Genomic DNA, 9,999 nt, shown 5'->3' on the forward strand with positions numbered 1-9,999 from the left:
TTCACACATCATACTATAAAAAAAGATAATCATAAATTCATATGAATTCACAATTATCTTTTACAGGTTATCCTATTTTCTTTTTACCACCCATATATGGCTGTAACGCTTCTGGAATCAATACACTTCCATCTTCCTGCAGGTTGTTTTCCAGGAATGCGATCAACATACGCGGTGGAGCCACACAAGTATTGTTTAAAGTATGGGCAAAATATTTATTTCCTTTTTCATCTTTTACACGAATGCGAAGACGTCTTGCCTGTGCGTCTGTCAAATTAGAACAGCTACCAACTTCAAAGTATTTTTTCTGTCTAGGAGACCAGGCCTCTACATCCACGGATTTACATTTTAAATCCGCCAAATCACCGGAGCAACATTCCAGTGTTCTTACCGGTACATCTAATGAACGGAAGAATTCTACTGTATTCATGTAAAGTTTTTTAAACCATTCCATACTTTCTTCCGGCTTACATACAACGATCATTTCCTGTTTTTCAAATTGATGAATTCGATAGACACCACGTTCCTCGATACCATGCGCTCCTTTTTCCTTTCTGAAGCATGGAGAGAAAGAAGTATAAGTATAAGGAAGATCTTTTTCATCTAAGATCGTATCAATAAATTTACCAATCATAGAATGTTCGCTGGTTCCAATCAAATACAGATCTTCGCCTTCAATTTTATACATCATGCCTTCCATTTCCGCAAAGCTCATAACACCATCAACAACGGCAGAACGAATCATATACGGTGGAATACAATAAGTAAATCCTTTATTGATCATAAAATCACGTGCATAGGAAAGTATGGCAGAGTGTAAACGAGCTACATCACCCATTAAATAATAGAATCCATTTCCGGCAACTTTACGAGCACTGTCCAAATCAATTCCATTTAAACGTTCCATGATTTCTGTATGATATGGAATTTCAAAATCTGGTACAACGGGTTCTCCAAATTTTTCTAATTCCACATTTTCTGAATCATCTTTTCCAATAGGAACACTTTCATCGATCATATTAGGAATCATCATCATTTTCTGTTTGACAGATTCTCTTAATTTATCTTCCTTTTCTTCCAAGGCTTCCAATTCCTGAGCAATCGAAGCTACTTTCTGTTTTACTTCTTCTGCTTCCTCTTTTTTACCTTGTCCCATCAAAGCACCGATTTGTTTGGAAATTGTTTTTCTCTGCCCTCGCAGATCATCTGCATGCTGCTGAGTCTGACGAAGCTCTTTATCTTCCTGTAAAACTTCATTGACCAAAGGAATTTTCGCATCCTGGAATTTTTTCTTCATATTCTCTTTGACCAAATCCGGATTTTCTCGGACAAATTTAATATCTAACATTTCTATATCCTCCTTTTGTCCATTAAAAAAGAGACATGTACCACAAAGGGACGATGTCTCGCGTTGCCACCCTTCTTATCTTAAAAAATAAGATCTCTTGACATGATAACGGTATGTACCGAAAACAGATACTTTTTTCCCTGTTTCACTCAAAGGGGCTTTTCCATTTATCTTCTCGATATTTTCACCAGCCATATCGTCTCTATAAAAAAAGAATAAATGTACTTTTCCTTTTCATTGTTTTCAGTATATTTTATATCATTCTTTCAATAAGAGTGCAAGTTTGAATCGAATAGAATTTTATAGAATACGAATAATCATATGACATTCCTATTCCTTGATCTGTTTAGGCTTTTTAAAGATGCCAAAGACTACAATTAAAATTGCAATCGGACACATGATGGATAAAATAGGTAACGACATATTTAAAATAAAATCTAAACCTAAACTTGAAATAATAAAACTGAAAATCACAAAAAGTAATAACCATTTTTTATAGGAAATCTTTGGAACAAGTTCCTGAAAATATTGGGCACAACAAGATAATAATCCGGTACAAACATTAAAGCAGGCAATAAAGAAAATCATGCCTACTAAGATTTGCGCAAATGACCCAAAACTATTTTCTATAGAATAGACTAAAACTTGTGCACCATTTGTCACTTGATCAAACATACCGGAGCTATGCATTCCTATATAACCGGTAGCACAATAAACAATTGCCAATAACATTCCTGCAATCAGTCCTGCCTTCATAATTTCAATCGTAACTCTTTTTGGCTTTTTAATTCCTAAATCTTGAATGTTGATGGCGATAATAATTCCAAAATTTAATGCTGCCAAAATATCCATGGTCTGATAGCCATCCACGATTCCGGATAATACCGGTGATGATGCATATCTTGTATAAGGATCCCCAATATGAACAGGAAGCAAAAAAACAGCACCTAAAAATACAATCAATATTAAGATCAATAAGATAGGTGTCATAAATTTTCCTAATAAATTTTTTAATTTATTTGGCTTTAATGCCACAAATCCTGCCAATGTGAAAAAGAGAAGGGAATATATAATTTGAAACAACATGCGATTGTCTTCCTGAATCAAAGATGCCAATGCCATTTCAAATGAAGTCGAAGCGGTTCTGGGAATCGCAACACAGGGTCCAATCAACAAATACACTAGTGTCACAAACACAAGTGTAAAATAAGGATGAATCTGATCTGTCAGATTTTTTAATCCCTGATGCTTGGCAACGACAATAACGGTAACACTGGGAACGACAACTGCCATCAATAAAAATCCAAGGATTGAAAGTAAAAATGAAGAACCGGATTGTGCTCCTAATAAGGGAGGAAAGATCAAATTTCCAGCTCCAAAAAACATTGAAAACAGAGTAAATCCTATTAATATACTATTTTTGATATTTAACTTTTCCATACAATCTCCTTAAAAAAGATCCTTATTGTGATAGACAATAAGGATCTACAGATTTATTCTTCCTGTGTTTCTTCGTTCTCATCATGATCAACTAAAGTAACCTTGGTCACTTTAGAACCTTCTGTCAGATGAATCAATTTAATCCCCTGCGTATTACGTCCATAAACACCTACACTGGCCAGTGAGATACGAATCATGATACCGGAACTGGATACGATCATTGCATCTTCATCCCCATTGACAGCTTTTACACTGACTAAATTTCCTGTTTTCTCAGTAATATTTATCGTACGTACACCTTTTTTACCACGGGAAGTCAAACGATATTCTTCAAAATCACTGCGTTTACCATATCCATTTTCAGAAACTGATAATACGGTGTTTCCTTCATTGGATAAACAAACACCTACAACGTAGCTGCCATCACAATTAAATCCAAGTACACCAGCTGCATTTCTTCCCATCATACGAATTTGATTTTCTTTGAAGCGTACAGCTTTTCCATTGGATCCGGCAATCATTACTTCATCATCACCGGTCGTTGCCTTGACAAACGCAAGTTCATCTTCTTCTTTTAAGCTGATTGCGATCTTTCCATTACGATTGATATTGTCAAATTCATTTAATGCGGTTCGCTTGGCAATTCCGTTTCTGGTCACAAACAATAAAGTTTTGATATGATCATGTTCTTTAGGAATTGGAAGCAGCACTTTTACCTTTTCATCCTTTTCCAATGTCAGAAGGTTGATGATTGGAAGTCCCTTAGCTGTTCTGGATGCGATAGGAATATTAAATCCCTTCATACGATAAACGCGTCCTTTATTCGTAAACAACAACAACCAGTCATGTGTTGACATGGAAATCAAAGTATCGATGGAATCTTCTTCATTTAATGTCAATGACTTAATACCACGTCCACCACGATTTTGTGTATGATAAGTATCAACCGGTTGACGTTTGATATAGCCTGATTCTGTCAACATAATGATACTGTCTTCTACCGGAATCAAATCCTCATCTTCCATATCAAATGAAGCATCACTGATTTCCGTTTTACGATCATCGCCATATTTTTCATTGATTTCTGTCAGATCTTCACGAATGATCTGTAGTACACGATCATGATTGGCCAGAATATCTTCCAAATCCGCAATTGTCATTAAAATTTCCTGATATTCTTTTTCAATCTTATCTCTTTCCAAACCAGATAATCTTCTTAACTGCATGGCTAAGATAGCCTTAGCCTGTGTTTCAGACAATCCAAAGGTTTCACATAGATCCTGAATCAATCCAGCTTCTTCTTTTTTACTGGAACGAATCAAATGAATGACTTGATCAATATGATCCATCGCAATACGAAGACCTTCTAAAATATGCGCCCTGTCTTTTGCCTTCTTTAAATCAAATTTCGTTTTTCGAACAATAACTTCTACCTGATGATTTAAATAATCATTCAAAATCTCTTTTAAAGAAAGCTGTTTTGGTCTTCCATTCTCCAAAGCCAGCATATTGATTCCAAAGCTTGTCTGTAACGGAGTCAAACGGAAGAGTTGATTTAAGATGACTTCTTCCTGCACATCTTTCTTTAGTTCCAGTACAATACGAATACCTTCACGGTTACTTTCATCATTCAGATAAGTAACACCTTGAATTTCTTTATCACGAATCAGATCCGCCATCTTTTTAATCAAATTCAATTTGTTGACCTGATATGGTATTTCATAGAATATAATTCGTTTCTTTCCATTATCCAATTCTTCAATACGATATTTGGAGCGAATCATGATTGATCCACGACCCGTTTCATAGGCCTGACGAATTCCTTTTCGTCCTAAGATCATACCGCCGGTTGGAAAATCTGGGCCCTTGATAACTTCCATCAATTCCGGTACGCTGACATCCGGATCATCCATAATTCTAAAAATAGCCTGAATCGTTTCTCCTAAATTGTGTGGTGGAATATTAGTAGCCATACCAACAGCAATACCAACAGAACCATTGATCAAAAGGTTAGGAATACGGCTTGGTAAAACAACCGGTTCACTTTCTTCACCATCATAGTTTGGTACGAAATCTACGGTATCTTTATTGATATCACGCATCATCTCCATAGAGATTTTTGACATACGCGCTTCCGTATATCGCATGGCCGCTGCTCCATCTCCATCCAGAGAGCCAAAGTTACCATGTCCATCGACCAAAGGATAACGATAGGAAAAATCCTGGGCCATACGAACCATGGCATCATAAACCGCTGTATCCCCATGAGGGTGATACTTTCCAATAACTTCACCAACGATACGAGCACTTTTTTTATGAGCTACACCACTGGTGATACCCAACATATTCATCGCATGTAAAATACGACGATGAACCGGTTTCATACCGTCACGAACATCAGGTAAAGCACGTTGTACAATAACTGACATAGAGTAATCCAGGAAGGATTCACGCATCTCCTTGGATATTTCTACATCTTCTATGTAATCATATTGTTTATTTTCTTCCATAGAAACCTCCTAGTAATCCAGATTTGCGTAAACCGCATTTTCCTGTATAAATTCACGACGAGGATCGACATCTTCTCCCATCAACATAGAGAATACATTATCCGCTTCGACCGCATCATCAATCGTAACACGCTTTAAGATACGATGAGCCGGATCCATTGTTGTTTCCCACAACTGCTCTGCATCCATTTCTCCCAAACCTTTATAACGCTGTACTTTGTATCCATCTTTAAATTCTTCACGGAGCTTATCCATCTCCTGTTCCTTATAAGCATAAGCAATTTTCTTTCCTTTTTGTAACTTATATAAAGGTGGCTGGGCAATATAGACATATCCATTTTCAATGACCGGACGCATAAAGCGATATAAGAACGTCAACATCAACGTACAAATATGACTTCCATCGACATCGGCATCTGTCATGATAACTATCTTATGATAACGAAGATTATCTAAGTTGACTTCATCCTGAATACCGCAGCCAAAAGCTGTGATCATACTGCGAATTTCCTGATTTTCAAAAATTCTATGTTGACGTGCTTTTTCTACGTTTAATATCTTTCCTCGAAGTGGTAAGATAGCCTGCGTTTTGGCATCACGTCCCTGTTTGGCACTTCCACCGGCTGAATCACCCTCAACAATAAAAATTTCACATTCACTGGCATCTTTTGAAGAACAGTCTGTTAATTTTCCCGGTAGTGAACTGATGCCATCCAGAGCACTTTTTCTTCGTGTCAATTCACGTGCTTTTTTGGCAGCCAAACGTGCTTTAGAGGCAACGATGGCCTTTTCAACGATAGCCTTGGCATCATTTGGGTTTTCTAAAAAGAAACGTTTGATCTGTTCACCGGCAATATTCGATACGATCTTACGGACTTCACTGTTTCCCAGCTTTGTCTTTGTCTGACCTTCATACTGCGGATCCGGATGCTTGATGGAAATGATTGCCACCAAACCTTCTTTGACATCATCCTGTGATAAGGTTTCTTCCTTTTTCAATAAGTTATTTTCTTTGGCATAATTATTGATTACTCGCGTCAGTGCCATACGGAATCCATCTTCATGGAAACCACCTTCATGCGTATGAATGTTGTTACAGAACGAATAAATATTACTTTGATAGCCATCATTATACTGCAAGGCCACTTCAGCCAAAATCTGATCCTGCATACCATCGACATAGATGACATTATCACCTAGAGTTTTCTTACCCTTATTTAAATATTGTACGTATTCAATAATACCGCCTTCATATTTATAGTTTACACTTTGTCCATCTTCACTTCGTTCATCCTTTAAGGTTAAACGAATATCCTTATTTAAAAAGGCAAGCTGACGTAAACGAACATTCAACGTATCAAAATCATAGGTCGTTGTTTCTTTAAAAATGGCAGGATCAGCCTTAAAACGAACCAATGTACCCGTTTCTTCCGTCTTTCCAATGATTTTTAAAGGTTCTACCGTATTTCCGCCGTTTTCAAATCGAATAAAATAAATATTTCCATTTTGATACACCGTAACTTCCAGCCATTCGCTCAATGCGTTTACAACACTGGCACCGACACCATGAAGTCCACCGGATACCTTATAAGCGCCGCCACCGAATTTACCACCGGCATGTAGGACGGTCATGATCGTTTCTACCGCACTGATTCCAGTTTTTTCATGAATACCTACCGGCATACCACGTCCATTATCTCGTACAGAGACCACATTGTCCTTTTCAATAACCACATCGATTTGACTGGCATAACCAGCCAACGCTTCATCAATACCGTTATCCACAATTTCCCATACCAGATGATGAAGACCTCTGGCACTGGTTGAACCAATATACATTCCCGGACGAAGACGCACGGCCTCCAAACCTTCCAATACCTGAATATCATTGGCGGTATAAGAATGATCTACACGAGTTGCCTCACTTTCCAACTCTTCAAATTCAATGATCTTCTGTTCTTGTTCATTACTCATTTTTTGACCTCCCTTAGATGTCCGTTTTCCACTTGTATCGTATAAGCCTTATGATCTTTCAACCAGGAAGGCTCTATATTGCCTGTTGTCGTAATAAAAATCTGCATTTTTTGAGGTAAAATCGATATCAGCTTTTGACATCGATGATCATCCAGTTCACTAAAGACATCATCCAACAATAAAATTGGATATTCCTTTTGTTTTTCGTAGATGATCTGACAGAGTGCCAGCTTCATCGAAAGCACAAAGCTGCGTTTTTGTCCCTGACTGGCTACTTCCTTAACAGATATGCCATTCATATGAAAATCAATATCATCTTTATGAATACCAATATGTGTTTTTTTGTATAATTTATCGCGCATTTCACTCTTTTTATACGCATTTCTTAGATTCGTTTCCAAATCATCCATAGAAATAAATGTTTGATATCTAGCTCCCACTTCTTCCTTTTCTTTAGTAAAGTAAGAATAAAAAGCCCGTGTTTTTTCCATCAGATCTTCTAAAAAAGAGACTCTTTGTTTCAATATAATGATTTGATCTTGTATCATTTGTTCCGTCATCGTTTCCAAAAGAACAGGATCCACTTTCTCTCTTTTTAAAATGGAGTTTCTTTCCTTTAACATTTTCTGATAATGATTTAAAGTGCTGGTATATCGCTTGGAAATCTTGATCAGTTCCATATCAATGAAGCGTCTTCGAATTTTCGGACTTTGTTGAAACAACATCAAATCGTCCGGACAAAAAAGAACCGCATTGACAATACCTATAAAATCGGAATATCTTCGAATGGGATCATTAAAATGATATAAATGCTTCTCATGATCCATAGATACGATTTTCAGTTCTTCTTTTCTTTGATGGGATTCAATCTGTGCCTGAATCATAAAAAAATCTTGATTTTCCAAAATCAAAGAAGAACTGGATGGTGTACGAAAAGAACGTAAATGACTTAAATAATAAATCGATTCGATCAGGTTCGTCTTTCCCTGTGCGTTTTTTCCTTCCAAGATACAAATACTGTTTGGTCTAAAAACACACTCTGCCATATCATAATTTCTAAAATTACGAAGCTTTAAGCTGCAGATATTCATCGGATGATGATCCTTGTATCATAAAAAGATACGACATCATCTTTATAAAGCTTCCGGCCTCTTCGATCTTCTCTTTGATCATTCACCATAACCGGTGTTTCCTGAAGAAATTCTTTAACTTGACCTCCGCTGGAAATGATATCGCATGCTTTCAATAATTGTTGTAATGTAATGCATTCACCTTTTAGATCAAAATACATACAAAATCCCTCTTTTCGCCTATAAATTATACCATAAATACGTTAAATTTACTACTTCTTGAATTTTACAGTATTTGAATTTGTCTAAAATCAAATTAAAAGGCTCAAAAAAGAGCCTCAAGCGATAAATTTGTTTTTTTGAACCATTTTTGTATCTCAATTTCTTTTTCAGTATTTCTCACGCTTTAAAACAATTTTTGTATATGCGGTACTCTTTTTAGGAAAGAGACGATGAATCCACAAAGAACAAAACTGAAAACACACCATAAAACAGATGTGATAAAACCTCCAAAATAAGGAATCAAGGCCATTTCAAATTCATCAAAAATCATCTTTCTAAAAAATGGATCCCATAAATAAATTCCATAGGTCAAAGCACCCAGCTTCACAATGAAATTTTGAAAAGAAATGTTGATCTTATCTTTATAGGATAGAAACAATCTTTTGATCAAGATAAAGGCAAATATGGCACTTATGTAATCAAACAATTCAAAATAAGCATCACTGTATCCATATAAGTTACCACCGACGATCGTAAAACAAATGGAAATCATCATACCAGACAAAGTCGCAAGACCTAATGTAAAGATCCATTTTTTCTGCAATTTCTGCACACACAATATTCTATCAATATAAAAGCCCATCAAAGGATAAAAAATCTCTTTCACTGTACTGAACGGAATACGAAAAGCCCATGTAAATTCAAAATCCTGTCCTAAAAAAGTCTGTACAAAAAACTGCATCAAAGGCTCAATGGTCGAAAATACAAAATGAATAAAGAGAATGATCCAGAAATCAGATGCCTTCATATTTCGACAGATTCTATGCAATAACGGAAGCATCAGTAAAAAGCCCAAATAAGAATATAAGTACCAGTAAGAACGATCAATTCCGTTTTCAAAAACGCCAATAATATAAGCTGTCAAATCTACGACAAAATCATGTTCAGCCATGTAAACTAAAAAATTGAACACGAGTATCGCAATGATGATCTTGATCATACGTTTACGAAAGATCGTTATATATCTTTCTTCTTTTGTCAGTAAAAGACTTCCGGAGATCATCAAAAATAAAGGAACATTTATTTTTGCAACGCTTAACCTCCAATTTGTTGATATAGCCTTTTAAGTAATCGCAAATTTAAAAAGATCTTCTTTTCGTATTTGACGAATAAAAAAGTAACTAGCTTGTCCTCTCAATCTTTTCATAATCAGTAACAGGAATTCTTGTGAGTCCATTCCCTGATATTCCTTCTGTAATGTAAACAGTGCATTATATCGGTTGATGTATTTGCTGGACACTCCCCGGTAATACCGATACTGCTCCTTGATCATGGAATGGAATGAATTGACATTGTTCAGATGATTGACTGCATCGTATTTACTGTAGGTATTCAAAACTTTGTTGGTGCATTTCTTTTCACAGAGGACTTTCGT

The 9,999-nt window shown here is 36.2% G+C and carries 7 protein-coding genes, 1 pseudogene and 1 other annotated feature; all 8 genes and pseudogenes read right to left on the minus strand.

All coding sequences use genetic code 11. From position 1 onward, the window contains the following. Positions 1-67: 67 nt before the first annotated feature. On the minus strand, positions 68-1,348 hold the full coding sequence (serS, locus tag G413_RS0108925) for a serine--tRNA ligase (protein WP_022790546.1): 1,281 nt from the start codon (positions 1,346-1,348) through the stop codon (positions 68-70). 43 nt (positions 1,349-1,391) lie between these two features. Next, positions 1,392-1,595: a binding site (T-box leader), on the minus strand. 83 nt (positions 1,596-1,678) lie between these two features. Beyond that, the gene (gene brnQ, locus G413_RS0108930) at positions 1,679-2,788 is read right to left on the minus strand and encodes a branched-chain amino acid transport system II carrier protein (RefSeq protein WP_022790547.1); all 1,110 of its coding nucleotides are present in this window, start codon (positions 2,786-2,788) and stop codon (positions 1,679-1,681) included. Between the two features lie 53 nt (positions 2,789-2,841). Then, positions 2,842-5,298, minus strand: a complete 2,457-nt coding sequence (gene gyrA / locus G413_RS0108935; protein ID WP_022790548.1) for a DNA gyrase subunit A — start codon at positions 5,296-5,298, stop codon at positions 2,842-2,844. A 9-nt stretch (positions 5,299-5,307) separates the two neighbouring features. Next, positions 5,308-7,272: a DNA topoisomerase (ATP-hydrolyzing) subunit B gene (gene gyrB, locus G413_RS0108940; RefSeq protein ID WP_022790549.1), complete on the minus strand. Its 1,965-nt coding sequence runs from the start codon at positions 7,270-7,272 to the stop codon at positions 5,308-5,310. Next, positions 7,269-8,363 (minus strand): DNA replication/repair protein RecF, encoded by a 1,095-nt coding sequence (gene recF, locus G413_RS0108945; RefSeq protein ID WP_022790550.1) that lies wholly within the window; start codon positions 8,361-8,363, stop codon positions 7,269-7,271. The genes gyrB and recF overlap by 4 nt, the downstream gene beginning before the upstream one ends. Continuing rightward, positions 8,360-8,563, minus strand: a complete 204-nt coding sequence (gene yaaA / locus G413_RS0108950; protein ID WP_022790551.1) for a S4 domain-containing protein YaaA — start codon at positions 8,561-8,563, stop codon at positions 8,360-8,362. Before yaaA ends, recF begins: the two co-directional genes overlap by 4 nt. Before the next feature lie 185 nt (positions 8,564-8,748). Then, positions 8,749-9,681: an acyltransferase family protein gene (locus tag G413_RS0108955; protein WP_081637662.1), complete on the minus strand. Its 933-nt coding sequence runs from the start codon at positions 9,679-9,681 to the stop codon at positions 8,749-8,751. Between the two features lie 6 nt (positions 9,682-9,687). Next, positions 9,688-9,999: pseudogene (locus G413_RS12115) on the minus strand (hypothetical protein); the annotation flags it as partial.

The sequence above is a fragment of the Faecalicoccus pleomorphus DSM 20574 genome (assembly GCF_000420345.1).
Classification (GTDB): Bacteria; Bacillota_I; Bacilli_A; order Erysipelotrichales; family Erysipelotrichaceae; genus Faecalicoccus; species Faecalicoccus pleomorphus.